Origin of the sequence: Psychrobacter urativorans, assembly GCF_904846675.1 — a bacterium.
Lineage (GTDB): Bacteria > Pseudomonadota > Gammaproteobacteria > Pseudomonadales > Moraxellaceae > Psychrobacter > Psychrobacter urativorans_B.
Genome location: NZ_CAJHBT010000005.1, coordinates 1 through 17,646 on the forward strand (window position 1 = coordinate 1; position 17,646 = coordinate 17,646).

The window sequence follows — 17,646 nt, forward strand, 5'->3', positions numbered from 1 at the left end:
GATGACACGCCCTAGTTTATACTGTATATATATTAGTTGAGGAAATATAGTAAATATCGCGAATGCGCTCGCTATGCTGCGCCCATAATAAACGTAATATTTCGATGATAAGTATAGGATAATCATAGGCAAGTAGTAGGCGATAGTTGGTTGAAGTACTAAAGTAAGTGCTGGCTACTAGATTAAAATAGAATAGTAATAGAGTGCCAAACGATATTTATATTTGGTTTGGTAATGGATATCGTCATTGCTTTAATAAACGGTCAATAAAATTTATGAATTCTTCCCTTTTATATTATGGCGTACAGATTCTGGCAGGGCTGATTGCCTTTGTCACAGCTTGGAGCTGGCTACCACTCGATAACTGGTGGGTACGCAGCATCGACTTTCCGCGCATTCAAATTTTGGTGCTGGGAATAATTGCGTGGCTGGGAATGCTGCTGTTTTGGCAGCAGTGGGAGCTGGGGCAGTGGTTGCTATTTATCGCCTTGTGTGTGACGTTGATATTTCAGCTGCGAATGGTATTGCCTTATACTAAAATATGGAAAAAAGAAGTACAAAGCGCCAAAGATAGGCCTGAAGGCGGGGCGCATCAGCTGAAAATTATGGTTTCAAACGTCTTAACACCTAATGATGAAACTCAAAAGCTGGTCAATCTAGTTAATCAAAAACAGCCTGATATTTTAGTTACTCTGGAAAGTGATCAAAAATGGCAGAACGCACTAAGTTCAATTGAGCCAGATTATCCTTACACCGTCAAAGTGCCGCTCGATAACCTGTATGGCATGCACCTATATTCTCAGCTTGAGCTGATAGAGCCTACGGTTAATTGATTAATGGTGGATGATATTCCATCCATCTATACTCAGCTACGCCTGCAAAGTGGCCGCGCCATTTGGCTATATTGCTTGCATCCAATGTCACCATAGCGCTTGTTTTACGGTTCTAGGTATTGAGCGTCAACCTTCTATCGCTTCTGACCATTTTCCGGTGCTAACTACTTTACAATATGAATCAGAATGAAATAGCAAACAAGAACAAATACCCTAACTGTGCAAACTGAAGATACCAAAGAGAAGAAAAATAAAAGAAGGTAAAAGAGAAGGCACTAAAGTCTCAAAAGCACATGCAGAATATGAAAAGAGCAATTAATAATACTGCCTCAAAATCATGGTATTAAAATTATTATACTAAAGCTACTGTATTAAAAGTACCATACTAAAATGGATGCTCGCTCCGTTAGACAGCTTGTAAGCAAAAGCTTACAGAAAATAGGGCTTCTACCGTCTAGTCGTACATAAGGTATTACCTTACAATACCCTCATCAGCACAAGGATAAGCACGGATGCGGTGTTGAGGCGGTAGCAATTAAGAATAGGTCAGCCACTGTCTTATAGCTAATGCTCACGACTTAGGATAAGTCACTAGGGAAGAAGAAATAAAAATAATAATAACAGAAAATGTCAAAGCCCGAACTCATCGCCCTAGGTTCGGGCTTTTTATTATATGTTAGTTTGTCGTTTGATAAAGATTTTTTAGATCGTTACCGTGCTCTAATTTCTTTGTTGGGGTAAACACGATTGTAAGGGGTTACTTATTTTTTTAACTATTACACAATCCTATGCAGCCCATAACATGTTCATTAGTCTTAATAAAAATAGAAAAAATCCCTACTGACTATAATGATTTAAATTAAGTCTATGCTAAGCTAATTTTACGTTAATAAGAGGCATTGTCACGTTTTTATGCCAATTTTATTGAGGATGTTAAGATGAAAAAATAGTATTGAATAAACCATTAGGAGCCGCATTATATACAACACTCGTAGTTCCCCTTATTGGTGTTAGTACTTGTAGTAATGAAAAAGAAAGAACTGCTGCAGATTCAAAAGAAGTCATGGTATTAGATCGGGGCGATGACGCTGCAGAGCTTGCTCGTAATAATGGCCCTGAAGCCGAAGATATGGCAGTTGAAGAAACGGCTCCGATGATCACAAGTGATGCGCTGATAAGGCTAAAGAGGCGACCATAGCTGCGGACATGCCAGAGGCTACGGATAGTGCAGCAACTGATAGACCAGTAACCGATACTGCCGAAAAATCCAAACGCAGATAAAACAGCCGCAGATGGGCTGCAGTAGGTGCTGAACCAGTGGCAGAATGCTAGTAGCTATAAAGAAATTTGTAGTAATCAGTACTATTTGCCTTGTTGTCACGGGATTTTTTAATTAGGCTCATTTGATTATGAGTGATTATCTAATAGCAGTTACTATAAAAAGTATCATTTAGGTGCTTTACGTAGTAGGTCTTCCTTAAGCGTTTGCTGTTCTTCAAGATGACGCGCTTCCCAATAGGGTGCATTTTTAATACCGAATTTAGCGGGATCAAAGGTATAACGTGTTACTCCAGCTTTACGCTGTGCCTCATAGTCTTTAAGGACTTTCAGGGTTGGACGCGCGATGAAGAAGATGATCAAGATACCAACGATATTAAGCCAAGCTATGAGACCAACCCCGATATCACCAATCGCCCAAATATAACCTGCTGAATTGAGAGCGCCATAGGCAATCATAATCATCATTAGTATTTTGACTAAAAAGAGTCCGATTTTATTGGCTTTAGGACTAATAAATCGAGTTAGATAGACCACGTTTACTTCAGCAATATAATAGTTGGCCAAAATGGTGGTGAAGGCGAAGAAGAATACGGCAATAGCAATAAAAGTGTTACCGAAGGCACCATATAGAGATTCCATCGCCATCTGTGTAAAAGCTGGCGAATTGATTTCAGTACCAGCGACTACATTTTGTACCAAGTACTGGCCCTCAGGTAGCGCTCCCTGAATGTTATAAGTACCCATGGTTAAAATCATAAATGCAGTTGCAGAACAGACCAATAGCGTATCGATATAGACGGAGAACGCTTGTACCAAACCTTGCTGTGCGGGATGATCAACTTCAGCAGCAGCAGCAGCGTGAGGAGCTGTACCTTGTCCCGCTTCGCTGGAGTAAACCCCACGTTTGACACCCCAACCAATCGCTGCTCCGAAGCCCGCTTGCGCGGTAAATGCGTCGCCAATGATTATACCGAACACCTGCGGTATCATCTCGAAATTACTAAACATAATAATCAAAGCTAAAATAATGTAGCCGATAGCCATAAATGGCACTGCAAACTCGGTAAAGGTTGCAATGCGCTTAATACCACCGAAAATGATAATACCAAAGACGATAAGGATAATCGCCAATGCGCCCAAACGCATAGACCCAAATTCTGCGCCCAAAATATTCATGGTCGTGCCTTCGCCCATCACTTGCGTCACGGCATTGACAACGCCATTTGCCTGGATACCGGGCAAGAATATACTTAAAGCTATTAGAGCCGCAATCGCAAAGACCACCCCATACCAGCGCTGCCCGAGCGCACGCTCAAAGTAGTAAGCGGGTCCACCGCGATATTGTCCGGTGATGACGTCTTTTTCTTTATATATCTGTGCAAGTGTAGATTCAACGTAAGCGGTAGAAGCCCCCAAGAACCCTACCACCCACATCCAAAATACTGCACCTGGACCACCGAAGCCAATAGCTGCCGCTACCCCAGCGATATTGCCCATACCTACGCGTCCAGCTAAGGATAGCGTGAGTGCCTGAAATGACGAAATACCATCGGCGCTGGCTTTACCTTTAAATATTAAGCGTAGCATTTCACCAAAAAGCCGCAATTGAACAAAGCGAGTCATAATGGAGTAGAATAGACCAGCGCCCAAGCATAGATAAATCAATGCTGGGCTCCAAATAATTCCATTTACTGTACTGACGAAACCTTCCATGTCTCTATCCTTTAAGCTGTCTCAAAGCGGCAAGCCTAGCGTTAATACTGTTGTTAGAACGAGTATAAACATCCTCTAAACCGCTAAAGATCGACCGTAGTTGTCTATATTATCTGCTTGGCTTAATATTAATATGATTGATGTTAATACAAACTTAGCTGCGGACACAGTTTTTTGTTGTTTTGGTTGCCGTAGTATAAAGAGGTCACCTAGTAAGAACAAATCTATTAATAACCATAAGCTTTAATGGAACCAGTTTTTTACTCTCTAATCGAGTTAATAAACCACCCAAATTAGACTGATATAACGCAACCGTTCATAATAGACTATTGAGGGTGTCTCCAGTTTCGGGAAAGCTTGGTTTAACGTTGCTAATAATACTGGAGTTATTAAGCAATAATAAAGGGTATATGCGTCTGCATATACCCTTTATTATTTAATTTTTTATTCAATATTAAAGTAATAAGTTAAATAAACAACCCGTCGGCAATGGTAACCTTAAAACCTACTCAAGCACTTGAATATAAGCACCAGCCCGTAGCTCTTGTAGCCAATCTTCTTTCGCTTGTGGGGCTAAGCGTTGAAAGAGCGCTTGGCGTGCCATATTACGGCGATATAGATCGCTCACATCCTGTTGACGTTGGCCTTCAACTTTCAATATATGCCAGCCGAACTGAGTTTTGAAGGGTTCTGAATATTCACCGACCGCAGTATTTTTCATAACGGCTTCAAACGGTCCAATCATATCTTCTTCGCTGACCCAATCAAGATTGCCACCGCGCCCCGCTGAGCCGGGATCATCTGAATAAGTCGCTGCTAATCCTGCAAAATCAGCCCCTTGACGTAGCTGCTCGTACAAATCATCGATCTTTTGTTGAGCAAGCGCGTCAGTTTGTAGCTCATCAACTTTAACCAAGATGTGACTTGTGTTCCACTGCGGTATTAGCATGGTATCGCCGGATTTTTTGTTGGCAAGCTTGATAATATCAATACCTTCAGAGGTCACCTGCGGCATACTTACAGCACCGACAGCAAGCTTGGTAATCTCACTTGATAGCTCTGTAGGTAGGGCAGCGGCTTTATGAAAGCCCATATCGCCACCTTGTAGCTCGATTGGATAGCTACCCTGAACAGCAGCGATGGCAGCGGCAACATCGACGTTTGGTGCTTGTAGACGTGTACGCAGAGCCTGCGCAACTTTTAGTGCTTCATCACGCTGGGATTGCGATAGACGGTTATAGTCATCTATGTATGGCACGCGCACGTGGATGGTTTGATATTCACTTTGATTCAGCCGCTTGGCTTCTGGAGAGCTCAAAAAAGCATCGATATCTTGCTCGCTGATGCGTACACGACTGGAGATTTGACGCTGTTGCAAAGACTGAATGGCGGCATCTTCCATCAATTGGGCGCGCAAAGTAGCATAGCTGCCCGCTTGACTGGCATCTAAACGCTGTTGTAGATCGGTTAGGCTGGTCAGTCCTTCCGCTTGAGCAATTTGTGCAAGGCGCTGATTGATAGCGGTTTCATCAGGCTTGAGGCCGACACGATTGACTAATGATAATTGTAGTTCGCGTAGGATAAGCGCATTTAAGACTTCAGACTGCAGCTGTGCTGAGTTAGCAAGCGGTTCGCCCGCGGCTTGCGCACGCGCTTGGGTTTGGCTAATGGCAGCAATCAAATCGCTTTTTAAGATAGCATTGTCATTAACCAGTGCGATGAGACCGTCGGTGCTATTTGCTAGTGTGAGACGAGTGGTGCCATTTTGGCTACTGTTTTGTCTATTGTTATCGGCACCAGCTTGCACGCTGGCATTAGCGGCAGGTCTAACGGTCGCCGCTTGCGCGTTGAGACTGAGCATAAAGCCTGTGCTCATACCGATAGAGAACAGTACTGCACGGCTGGTTGGGCGTAAAGAAAAAACTCTCATGATGCTCCTCATCAATGTCATCGCATCGGGTGGTGGTTAATCAACCGTAGCCACCATACTTTAGATGGTATTGTCCACAATGTTGTCATGTAAATAACTGATACATAAATGCTCAGTGTTCGTTTGGACTCAATTTATTAAACTGCTTTATGTATTAAATACATTATCTATTGTTTTTGTCATCTGTCTATTAGTCTTTCCACGCAGTCTGTACTGGTTCAAAGCCAAGGACTTTATCAGATAGCAGGCGGGTCAAGCGGCTACTGGCACTGCCCAAACCATTTAGTCTAATCTCTGCCATAATTGCTTGTGTGGGTTTGTCCTTCACGTTCAAGTCATTATAATAGCGGCGACCATAAACGGCAAAACCAAAGCAACAATCCTCATAATCAACGCCGACTAGTGAGTCGAGAATTTTATTACGGCGATAATCATACTGACCCTGCGCCAGCACCCGCCAGTTGTTATTCATAGGGAAGATTGCTGAGGCGGTAAAGGCAGATAGCGGCAACTGATTGGTATTGTCATCACGCTGACGCTTGACAAAACCGACGTTAAATAAGCTGTTGTCTGATGGCTGATAGCGCAGCTCAGTGGTAATGTAATTCAAGTCATAACTATTGGTGAATGCACCGCTGACATCAACCCAAACATTATTATAAGGTTGGGCGCTGGCATCCCAGACCATGCCAGAAGCTGAGGTAGTGAAAACTGGTTGTTGGTTTTCTAACGTCACTCGACCATCATCGATGTAAAATTGCTCTGCAATGCTACCATCAAAACGTGTCACGCCCGTTGCGTCGATGTAACGATAATTAATACCAGGCGTAAAGGCATGCAAATCCTGCAGGCGATCATGACCTAAGAACCAGCTGTCTGAAAACAGCTGCTCATAGTTGATGGAGGCAATGCGGGTATTAAAGTTAGGAATATCGTTCTGGTCTTTAAAGGGTGAATAAGTATATTTAATCCGTGGGTTTAACATTTGGTAACCACCCAAGGAGTCGTCGAATGCACCGAACGGTGAGCCGGCACGGTAGAGATGAAGACCAGCATCAATACTGGCTTGCGGTACAAACACCGACTGACTGCCATCTTCTTTGCTCAGCTCATTATCTGCCAAGCTGTCTTGGTCATAAGAGGTATATAAATGCTGTAGGCTCAGTTCTGGTTTGATATAACCCCATGCAGACTCAATAGGATAAGCAGCGCTCAGCTTGTTATAAACCCGCACGCCACTCTTTTCATCCTCTGAGCCATCGTCGATAGATTTTTTAAAATAAGCGGAATCATGAACACCGGTAATATCGAAACTCTCAGCCCACGGTAGACGGTAGTTTAAGGTCAACTGCGGCAAACGCGAGTAGGGTTTGTCTTTATCTTCTAACGCTTCGCCAGTATTAGTAAAGGCATTAAGCGTTTGGAAGGTTTCGACTTTTAGTTCACCATTAACATAATCATTATAGTAGTTAAGACGCGCGCGCCGTGGCAGGTTCAGGGTATTATCTGACAAGCCTAAGGTATCAAAATCATTAATGTAGTCTTCATCGGACACATAGCTATATTTGGCATCACCGCTTAGACGTGGAATGCTATTCGATGACCAATAGTGATCATAAAAAAAGCTACTGCGGTCTTCGCCATCATATTCTCTATCATTAGGTAAATAAGAGCCGTTAAAAATACCTTCGCCATAGTTCTCGGTCAGATAGCGAAACTCACCTGAGAGCATAGGGTTACGATTGGTATAAACGTGGGTATTAATCGTAGCGTCGTAGTTGGGCGCTAAATTCAGATAATAAGGGAGATCAATCTCAAGGCCACTTTTGCTACCCACACTGGCACTGGGTAGTAAAAACCCGCTACTGCGTCGACTGTCGATAGGGAAGTTAAAATAGGGCAAGTAAAATACCGGTATATCAGCGATGCGGAAGGTGGTGTCATAGGCCTTGCCACGTCCAGTATCAGTATCTAAGTCGATATTTTTGGCTTCAAGTTGCCATTTACGATCCGTTGGCGGACAGGTACTAAACATCACATTATCAAGCTCGTATTGACTCTTATTAGGGCGATTAAGACGTTTGGCATAACCGTGCGCTTGTAGAGGTACGCTAGCAAAGGCCACACCATAAGCGGTTGATTGTCCATTCTCTGTACTATAAGCCAGGCTATCAGCCACCCCAATTAAACCGCCTTGCGATGCTTCTTCAGTAAGGATGTTTTTATTATTGGCGGACGCAACTTGTGACATCGTTCCGTTAGATTGGTTACCGTTGTTTCTATCTCCATTACCAGTTGCCTGATCGGTAAACAGCACCTTACCTTGAGCGGCAGCGACACCGCTGGTTAAGTCCAGCACGATTTTATCCGCTTCGATATGCTGAGTGCCTTGATCAATAATGACATTACCTGCTAATTCAGCATAATCGATATTATCATAATACCCATAATCAGACTCAGTAAATAGCGGCGCTTGATTATTAGGAATACCGTTTAAATTAGTTGGCGACTGTCCATTATTGACGGCGCGTTGATAATTGGGATTGCGACTAGGATAGACCCATTGGCCTTCACAACGCTGGGCGCTATCTACTGAGCTTGGTAGTAAATTTAAATTTGTGCCTAATTTTGGAATGGTTTGCGCATTGCTTTGGGCGCTTTTTTGAATGTTGCTTTGGCTATTATTTTGGGTGTTGTTCTGACTATCGTTTTGAATACGAGTACTGCTACCATCGGTAGGGCGCGGCTGTGCATTGTTAACCGTATCCGTATTAAGATGAGTAACGGTATTAACATCAGTATCAGGCTTTGATTCATAAAACTCTGCTAAGCGTAGCAAGCTTTCTTGGATACTCTCGTCACTAACATCAAGCTTGCTGTTATCAGCTGTTGATTTTTTGCCTACACTTTGGCGCGTCCGCTTGTTATTTTTGCTTGTTTTGACGTTATTGTTAACGCCAGTACCATCTAATGATTGGACAGCAGTCTTGTCAGTATTCTCAATGATTTCAGTAATAACGTCTGCATTGGTATGATGATCAATATACGCATCACTATCTTCAATATAAGTATCAGCGTCGTTGATATCGGAAACAACATTGATGTAAGTATCAGTATTAATATCTTTATTAATGACCGCGCCAGCATTATTACTGGCGGTGCTGGTACTAGCAGTTATCAACGGCTTAGTCGTCTGTATATCAAGACTTGCTGTGGCAGTGGCGCTCACGGTCAAGCTTAAGGCACCAAATAAAATCAAACGGATGCTTTGGTAAAGCGGAGAATATAACAAGGGCACACCTATGATTGCAAAGCCTAATGGATTGCGGTTTGGATTCAATGAAGTGAGGTTTTCATTGTTATGAAACCAAACGGCAAGCGTACTAGCATAATGCCAACGCATTATATTAACTTCTGATTGCTTATAATAGTAGAGGGTTCAGTAGTAATAAGACTGTTAATACATCAGCTGTAAATCAGCGCTTTGCACTATTATCGCACTGTTAATAGCACAAGGTACGAGCTATAGATGCTAGTCTATGACTAGATAGTCTGTCATTTTCTAACTATTGACGACTTATCATAGTCAAAAAAAACCAAATCAGCTACACTATTCACCAAATTTTATGGCGTAGCAAGGCGTTTTTTCTTATTTGTGTCCAGCGCCCTGATTATAACCAGACTACAAAAGCAATAAAAAAGCCAAGTACACTAAAACTGCTCGCCATTTTAACAAGTATTTGCCTGACTTATCACTATTTTAATTATTAACGACTAACTTTAACCTGCGATGCGCTTATATGATAAATAAAGATATGACAGATAAAACGCTATTAACACCTGACGTGCCCGACGCTAATACCCCTAATACCGATGTGCGCCAGCAGCAATTACAACATTGGTTGCAGCAAGTTTTTGTCAACCAAGACTTCACTCTTGATAGCTTGCCGGGCGATGCTAGTGCCCGCCGATACCATCGCATTCAGTTGCTGGATAGCAATGGTGCGAACGCGGCGCGCTATATTGTCATGGATTCAGCTGACGAGCAAGATGCGATGCAGCAGTTTATCAATGTGGCTAAGCTGATGATGCCGGCGATAAATGTGCCGGAGTTAGTAGCACAAGACGTGGCAAAAGGGTTTTTGGTATTACAAGATTTCGGTATGATTGAGTTTGCGCATTTATTAGTTAGTGCGACACCTGCACAAATTAATGACTATTATCAATTAGCGATGCAGACTCTAGTCGCGCTACAAAAGCTACCGGCAGCAATAGAAACAGAAGCACAGTCAGAAACGGTACAACACCCGTTGCCCAATTACGACGCGGCAATGCTGAGCCGTGAGATGGACTTGTTTAGTGATTGGTTCGTCCCTTTCATTGGTGTCAGTCTTGATGAGACATTGTGGGATAATCTAAAAGCGGCGTTAGTAGCAGAGATTTTGACGCAGCCACAGGTCATTGTTCATCGTGATTATCACAGTCGCAACCTCATGCAAGATGAGGCAGATATGTCGCGGTTAGGGGTGATTGATTTTCAAGATGCCGTGATTGGTGCTTATAGCTATGACTTGGTATCATTAGTGCGCGATGCTTATGTAGAATGGTCGGAAACCCAAGTATCGCGCTGGATTCATGACTTCTGGCAATTGCAGCAGCAAGCTGAACTAGCTACTGTCAGTAGTGCAGAGCAGTTTGAAAATGACGTCAATGTCATGGGCGTGCAGCGCCATTTAAAGGTGCTGGGAATCTTTATCCGTCTATCTGAGCGTGATGGTAAAGACCGCTATTTGGCTGATGTTCCTAAAGTCATGCGTGATTTAATGTTTGAGCTGGAGTGGCTCGGTGCCCATGGCAGTGAGGATATCAAGTGTGAGGTATTGCCATTTAATAGTTGGATACAGGATAACGCGCTACCAGCCTATCAACGTAAGTTTGTGCAGCAGTATATTTAGCGATGTTTAATTAGTAATATTTAAACATCAAAGTTTTAGCATTATTTAAGATTTGTTCTATTTAAAACTGAACAGCTTTAAAAATTATAGCCATTAAAATAAGGAGCGGTCATGTCCGCAATAACGCAAGCAATGATTCTGGCGGCGGGTAAGGGCACACGTCTACGTCCGCTGACCCTTGAGACTCCTAAGCCTTTAATTGAAGTGGGCGGACAACCATTAATTATTTGGCATATTAAAGCACTACAAGCGGTAGGTATCACAGATATTACTATTAATGCCTCATGGCTTGCGGATAAATTAATGGACACCTTAGGCGATGGCTCGCAATATGGAGTCACTCTGCATTGGTCAGTAGAAGATGATGAGCCGCTTGAGACCGCTGGTGGTATTTTTCATGCTTTACAAACCGGTAAATTGCAAGATGCACCCTTTATCTTGGTCAATTCCGATGTCTGGACGACCTTTGATTTTGCGCAATTGCGAAACTATGAATTAGGAGCGGATCAGCGTGCGCATTTATTATTGATTGATAATCCAGAGCATAATGATGGTGGCGACTTTGCCATTAATAATGGCTTGGCTAGTGAGCAGCCAATTGGCGATGGGGATAAATATACCTTTGCTGGTATTAGTGTGCTGTCACCGAGATTGGTCGATGGATTGGTAACCGGTCAATCGGCAGCTCTCGCGCCATTACTTAAAAAAGCCATGATTAAGTTTCAGGTAACAGCAGAAGTCGTTACTGACAATTGGATTGATGTGGGCACAGAGGCGCGCTTAATGCAGGTTAATACTTTTATCGAAACCAAAGGTGTTGGGACTCATCGTGGCGCTTAACCTACCTGAAAGGAAAGCTTAACCATAGAACTGTTAAACAAAAAAACGCAGCGCTGATGATTTATCAGCGCTGCGTTTTTCGTATGATTGATTAAAACCAGTTGAAGATACTAATCTAAACGCCCATTGCGAGTTTAATCAACTGTGCAATCGTAAAAATAGTCAAAAATCCGGCGAGGTATAAGCCAACAAACCATGCCCATTGTGATTGTTTTTTACTGAGCTTTTTCATAATCAACTCCTAACAATGACCTTTAATACATATGCTCATGATCCGTTTTACCTTTAAAAGTATAATACGCAAAGGCGGTATAACTTAAGATAATGGGAATCATAACAACGGCACCAATCAATATGAATGATAGCGTAGTATCGGCAGCGGCTGCCTCATAAATCGTCATTTGATACGGTACGATATAAGGGAATATTGCAAAACAAACGCCAATATAACCCATTAAGAACAGGGCCACCGTTAATAAGAACGGACGATATTCGCGCTCAGTATTTAGGTCCTTACGCATCAAAAAGAACAGTAGAAGTACAATGATTGGCATTGGTGCTAAATATAATAGTCCTGGCAAGGTAAACCAGCTTTCAAGCGCATCAATGTCTGAGAAGTACATAAAGATGGTTACTACAACCATCGCTAATACTAAAGCGCTTAATATCCAGCCAGATACTTTTCGTGCCCATACTTGTAACTTATGCTCAGTTTTTATAATCAGCCAAGTCGAGCCAAGTAGAGCATAGCCGATAATAAGTGCGATACCGCAAATTACAGAGAAGGGGGTGAGCCAATCAAATGGACCGCCGGTATATAAGCGATTGCTGGCTTCAATTCCTTGTACTAACGCGCCCAACATTATTCCTTGGAAGAAGGCGGCAGCGATGGAGCCGAAAGAGAAGAATATATCCCAAACATAGCGGTGTGTGGTGGCTTTGAAGCGAAACTCAAAGGCGACTCCGCGCATGATTAGCCCAAACAGCATAAAGATAACCGGCAGATATAAACCGCTCATAATAATACCGTAAGCCACTGGGAATGAGGCGAACAACCCACCGCCACCCAAGACTAGCCAAGTCTCATTACCGTCCCAAAATGGGGCGATAGAGTTCATCATGCGGCTACGGTTTTTATCGGAGCCGGCAAATGGGAATAAAATACCACAGCCCAAGTCAAAGCCGTCGAGTAGCACGTAAATAAGGACGGATAAGGCGATTAAGCCGGCCCAAATTAAGGGTAAATCTAATACATTACCATAGTTAAACATTAGCGTAACCCTCCGTCTTCTTTATCGCTTGCGGGCTTATCCCAACCCTGCGATTGATCTTGCTTGGTATTTTCAGTAGCGTTGCTGTCGCCACTTAGGGTACGTCCCTGACCTTCAGTCACAGAGTGCTCATAGAAATTATCATCACCAGGATCTTCGTACTTTTGCGGCCCTTTAGCAATTAAGCTTAGAATATAAAAAGTACCCGCACCAAAGACAAAGACATAGAGTACGATAAAGCCAATCAAAGTAGTTGCTACTTGCTGTGCAGCAACCGGTGACATACTCTCAGCGGTACGAATAACACCATATACTGTCCAGGGCTGACGACCTGTTTCAGTCACAAACCAACCAGCCAGTAAGGCAATAAAACCAAGTGGCATCATCATCATCCATAAGCGGTGGAACCATTTGCTTTCAGGATCAAACTGCTGTTTTTTGAAGTATTTATAAATACTAAATAGGCCCACAAATAACATCAAAAAGCCAATAGCAACCATGACACGAAACGACCAAAACACAATAGGAACGTACGGTTGATCCTCTGGTGCCCAGTTTTTCAGTCCTTTAACTTCGCCATCTAATGAATGCGTCAGAATCAAACCTGAAAGATAAGGAATTTTAACTTCATACTTATTTTCTTGTGCTTCTTGATCAGGGAGAGCGAACAGGACAAGTGGAGCGCCGCGCTCATCTTCCCAAAGACCTTCCATGGCGGCAACTTTAGCGGGTTGATGCTCAAGAGTATTAAGCCCGTGCATATCACCAAGTAGTATTTGTGTAGGCGCAACAAATATTGCCATAATCATTGCCATACCCAACATCACACGACCGTGCTGACGGTGTTCAGTATGTTTTTTAGACTGGATATAGTAAGCGCCGATACCACCGACGACAAAAGCAGTCGTCAAGAATGCGGCTGTCATCATATGTGCAAAGCGATAGGGGAATGAAGGGCTAAAGATAATCTCTAACCAGTTGGTGGGATATAGTAGTCCATCAGCGCCCATCATAAAGCCTTGCGGGGTCTGCATAAAACTGTTGGCAGATAAAATCCAAAAGCCTGATATCAGTGTACCAATGGCGACAATGGCGGTTGCTGCAAAGTGCATGCGTTTACTAACGCGGCCCCAACCAAAGAGCATGATACCCAAGAATGACGCTTCTAAGAAAAATGCGGTTAAGACTTCAAAAGCCAATAGTGGGCCTATGACGTTACCGGCTTTATCGGAGAAAACGGCCCAGTTGGTACCGAACTGGTAGGACATGACAATCCCAGATACCACCCCCATGCCAAAGACGACGGCAAATATTTTTATCCAGTGCTTATAAACTTCAACATAGATAGGATCACCCGTTTTAAGCCAACGGAATTCTAAAACCGTCAACCAACTGGCAAGTCCGATAGTAAAGGCGGGATAAACAATATGCCAGGAGATAACAAATGCGAACTGAATGCGTGCAAGCATCAGCGCATCCAGTTGACTGACCATGAATGTAGCGAACATAAATCGTTACCCTTATCTGTTAGCTGACTGGCACTAGCGTCCATGATACGCCCCAGTAACTGTCCGTAACCGTCCGTCAATTAAGGCGATAAACATTACGAGCAATAGCCAATTATTATTTAGCTGTAAATGTGGCTTAGCTAAAGCCCGTTTAGCCAAAAACTGTTTAGCTGAAGTAAATAATTTACATCCATATAAATTAAAGAATATTTAATCTATTTAACTATTAAATCATAGTGTTACTAAAATATAGTAGTTTACATATTATGCGCTTTCCCTTAACGTCTCGCAAGTAATGCGCTGCTATCAGCACATACCTATTGAGTAGTCATTGAGTAACTATTAACAATCAGAAGCTGTTCTCACAGCATTTTTCATGGTTTTTTGGAAAATCATGAAAGCAATTCATTGCTTAATGCCAGTTACTAATGAGCTTAATGCTGTAGCTGCTGGTGCAAAATACGGCGCAAGGTTAGGATGGTTTGCGGGTTAGCTTGGATGCTATGACCACCACTGATGACCGTTTCGGAAGCCGCGCCATCAAGGTGCGCACTGGTATAAGGCACGATGCCATCGGATAATTGCGCGGTTAACGCTTGACTGATACCCTCATTGACAGTAACCGCTGCGACCAATGGCTCACTAGGCAAGGCAGTCCTATCGGCAGTATGATTACTGGTCGAGGTGGTATTGGCATTTTGGCCACCTTCTGGCAAGGCTTGTGACAAGTCAATCTTTACGCCATTGGGCTGCATCTGCGCCAGTCCTTGGATAATGTCCGCATCATTATTAGCGATGATTGAATGATAAGTGATGCGCTTATTGATAGTGATGTCTTTAGTCAGCTGAATAAATGACGATTTATTGCTTAACTGGCTGGCACCATTTTGCAGATATAACGCGCCTAATGGATTTTGTGCCAAATCCCCTTGGGTAGCAAGCATTGCCAAGTTATCAGTGACAGTTTTTACCAAACTTATTGGCAAGTAGATAATACGGCGTAGGGCACGCGTAAACCAGCGGTCGGCATAATCGGTGCCTTGGAATGGCGCGGATAAAAATACGGCAGTATCGACTTGAGGTAAGGTTTCAAGCTCGAAGCGTTTGCCCAGCTCTGCTTGACCAAACTCCTGTTTTAGCATGTTATCGATTTGTCGTCTATTGCTGCTTGAGAACATATTTTTATCGTCCAATGCATCGAGGTTTTTTGTCAAATTATCATCAGATAGCATCATACGGGCGATAATTGCCCCCATACTATGGCTGATAATCACACTGTTTTTGCTGGCCTTATTCTGCCCACTAGGATCCGTCTGCTGATACGTGCTTTCAAGTAAGTTCTGGATTTGATAGCGATTTTCTAAAATAGGCAAATTGGTAGGATAAAAAATTTGCCATACTTGGTAATTGTCGCGCAGCTTGTCATCATTAAAAATATCGTTGGTTAAATTTACCCAAGTTGCTGGGCTTGACGCCAGACCATGTAGCATGATGAGTACGCGCTTGTCAGGATCATAGGGCTCTAGCATAAATAATTTAGGCAAGCTGGCTTCCTGCTGGCGAGTCAAAAGGCTTAGATAGCCTACGCCATCAAGCTGGTTTTCTGCCAGCCATAGACCGTAACCGGCGGAGAAGTTGGCCGCCAGTGGATAGTCATCCCCCAAGATATTGACGCTCTCGCTACGGTAAGGGTTATACAAGTGAATATCGAGCTGCTCACTACTGAGCACATCAAGGACACTAGCACCCGCAGGCTGAATCAAACCAGTCATTAATAAATGCCCCGTCGGATAAATTCGCGAACTGGCTTTACTGTCATTCATGCTACCGGTGGTGGTCTCTTTATTGAGTCTGCCTGATAGCGTTGACACTAATAATTGGCGGATAGTCGTGGTATAGCGGTCGTCGAGTGACGCCACCAAGCTAATACCTAAACCGGGTCGCTTGCTGATGGAGTTGAGGCCGGAGAGACGCAGCTCATAAGTCGAAACCAAATCTGCCAAGGCAGAGGCTTGCTCGTGGGCATTTTGCAAATAATTGTTTTCGTTTGGCAGGTAAACATTAAGATCATAATTAGCCACCTGCATCTTCATGACATTAATCTGATCGGTAGGCTTGCCACGTAGCGGCGTATTATTGGCAATGGCCGCTTGATTGCTATCGTCCAGCGTCGTTATGGTCGGCAGATACGTGACCTTGATATCCGAAGTATTACGCATTAGCGTATTCGCGTTGTCCGTGGACTCATATAACTGTGTAAGCACATCGTTACTGGCCGCGTTATAGATATCTTGGGTTTGAATATCAAGCTCGTTAGGTATACGGTTTGGCGGGCGTGACTGGGATTTATCCGTCTCCGCCCCTTCAAAGTCATGCTCTAGGCGGTCATAAAATAGATAAGTATAGCTGGACTTGATGGCATCGAACAGTCGACCTTGATAGTTAACTAAACAACTATTGGTATTTTTCTGCTGGGTTTCGACTTGTGTAGCGGTCAAAGCTGCATTAGCGTAATAAGGGTCGATCGGTGGACGTGCCAGCGCTTCCCGGCAGTCTTGTGCTTTGGCCAGTTGTTTTGCTTTTGCATAGTGTAGCTCAGCGAAGATAGCGAGTGCGGGTCGATAGTGATTATTTAGCATACTGTCAGTGAGCTGTGCTAAGCATAAATCGAAGTGCTGCATACAAGCTTGCTCATTGAGACCTGCAGATAATAAGGTCGATGCGGTATCACTACTGAGTTTATTGCCAGTGACAATATTGCCGCGCTGCGCAGCAATGGTCTTGGACGACGCTTGTTTATTCACTGATACTGTACTACAGGCAGCAAGCAGCACCGTGGCCAGTAGTAATACTATTAGCTTGATGCTAAACATTGGCTTGGTTGTAGTGGACGCAGTCGCGGCAGTAATAGGGCTGATAAATGCCATAAGTAGTCTCAGTAGATGGAAACGATGGTGGAGGTAATTAGTAGACTCGTTATCGGTAGCTAATGTTAAGGTTAAGGTTAGCCTACCTTTTATCAAAATATTATTCTATTAAAAGTCTGTGAGTTACCATCTATTCATTAAAAATCGTCTTTAAAGGTTCATATCTGAAGGCTAATATTTGGGTGTTAAACAATTGATTACCGTTAGACATTCGTCAATTTCCAATGCCAGTTATTCAATAACGGGTTTAATAAATGCTTGTTTCTAATGACTAAGGTAGTTTTTGTAGTGACCATAAAAAAGCGCGAGCGATTTATCATTGATATTATATCAACATAAAACGATCGCGCTTATAATCTAACGTTTAACGGTAGTGCTATGTTAATTA

General features: G+C 43.1%; 11 protein-coding genes. 4 read left to right on the forward strand and 7 right to left on the reverse strand.

Annotated elements, in window-relative coordinates:
- The first annotated feature begins 275 nt into the window (after positions 1-275).
- Together JMY06_RS11955 and JMY06_RS11870 are read left to right on the forward strand one after the other, a co-directional pair.
- Positions 276-833 (forward strand): hypothetical protein, encoded by a 558-nt coding sequence (locus JMY06_RS11955; RefSeq protein ID WP_320157842.1) that lies wholly within the window; start codon positions 276-278, stop codon positions 831-833.
- Positions 834-1,896: 1,063 nt separating this feature from the next.
- On the forward strand, positions 1,897-2,031 hold the full coding sequence (locus JMY06_RS11870; protein WP_265087866.1) for a hypothetical protein: 135 nt from the start codon (positions 1,897-1,899) through the stop codon (positions 2,029-2,031).
- Between the two features lie 248 nt (positions 2,032-2,279).
- Here the strand turns inward: JMY06_RS11870 and JMY06_RS03910 are convergent, their stop codons facing one another.
- From JMY06_RS03910 to JMY06_RS03920, 3 genes are all read right to left on the reverse strand, one after another.
- A complete protein-coding gene (locus tag JMY06_RS03910; protein WP_201616355.1) occupies positions 2,280-3,827 on the reverse strand; it encodes an alanine/glycine:cation symporter family protein in 1,548 nt (515 codons plus the stop codon).
- A gap of 505 nt (positions 3,828-4,332) precedes the next feature.
- Positions 4,333-5,757, reverse strand: a complete 1,425-nt coding sequence (locus JMY06_RS03915; RefSeq protein ID WP_201616357.1) for a peptidylprolyl isomerase — start codon at positions 5,755-5,757, stop codon at positions 4,333-4,335.
- A 190-nt stretch (positions 5,758-5,947) separates the two neighbouring features.
- Positions 5,948-9,160 carry an LPS-assembly protein LptD gene (locus JMY06_RS03920; RefSeq protein WP_227672150.1) on the reverse strand — a complete coding sequence of 1,071 codons (3,213 nt, stop codon included), beginning with the start codon at positions 9,158-9,160 and terminating at the stop codon, positions 5,948-5,950.
- A 412-nt stretch (positions 9,161-9,572) separates the two neighbouring features.
- Here JMY06_RS03920 and JMY06_RS03925 point away from each other — a divergent pair, with 412 nt between their 5' ends.
- Together JMY06_RS03925 and murU are read left to right on the forward strand one after the other, a co-directional pair.
- Positions 9,573-10,712 (forward strand): phosphotransferase, encoded by a 1,140-nt coding sequence (locus JMY06_RS03925; protein ID WP_201616507.1) that lies wholly within the window; start codon positions 9,573-9,575, stop codon positions 10,710-10,712.
- A gap of 111 nt (positions 10,713-10,823) precedes the next feature.
- Positions 10,824-11,552 carry an N-acetylmuramate alpha-1-phosphate uridylyltransferase MurU gene (gene murU, locus JMY06_RS03930; protein ID WP_201616359.1) on the forward strand — a complete coding sequence of 243 codons (729 nt, stop codon included), beginning with the start codon at positions 10,824-10,826 and terminating at the stop codon, positions 11,550-11,552.
- A 115-nt stretch (positions 11,553-11,667) separates the two neighbouring features.
- Here murU and JMY06_RS03935 read toward each other — a convergent pair whose 3' ends face one another.
- From JMY06_RS03935 to JMY06_RS03950, 4 genes are all read right to left on the reverse strand, one after another.
- Complete coding sequence (locus JMY06_RS03935) at positions 11,668-11,784, reverse strand: DUF2474 domain-containing protein (RefSeq protein WP_201529066.1); 117 nt, start codon at positions 11,782-11,784, stop codon at positions 11,668-11,670.
- A gap of 22 nt (positions 11,785-11,806) precedes the next feature.
- Positions 11,807-12,823 carry a cytochrome d ubiquinol oxidase subunit II gene (cydB, locus tag JMY06_RS03940; protein WP_201529068.1) on the reverse strand — a complete coding sequence of 339 codons (1,017 nt, stop codon included), beginning with the start codon at positions 12,821-12,823 and terminating at the stop codon, positions 11,807-11,809.
- Entirely contained in the window at positions 12,823-14,331 is a 1,509-nt protein-coding gene (locus JMY06_RS03945) for a cytochrome ubiquinol oxidase subunit I (protein ID WP_227672152.1), read from the reverse strand. Before JMY06_RS03945 ends, cydB begins: the two co-directional genes overlap by 1 nt.
- Positions 14,332-14,765: 434 nt before the next feature.
- Positions 14,766-17,258, reverse strand: coding sequence for a lipase family alpha/beta hydrolase (locus JMY06_RS03950; RefSeq protein WP_227672153.1), 2,493 nt, complete (start codon positions 17,256-17,258; stop codon positions 14,766-14,768).
- Between the last annotated feature and the right edge of the window lie 388 nt (positions 17,259-17,646).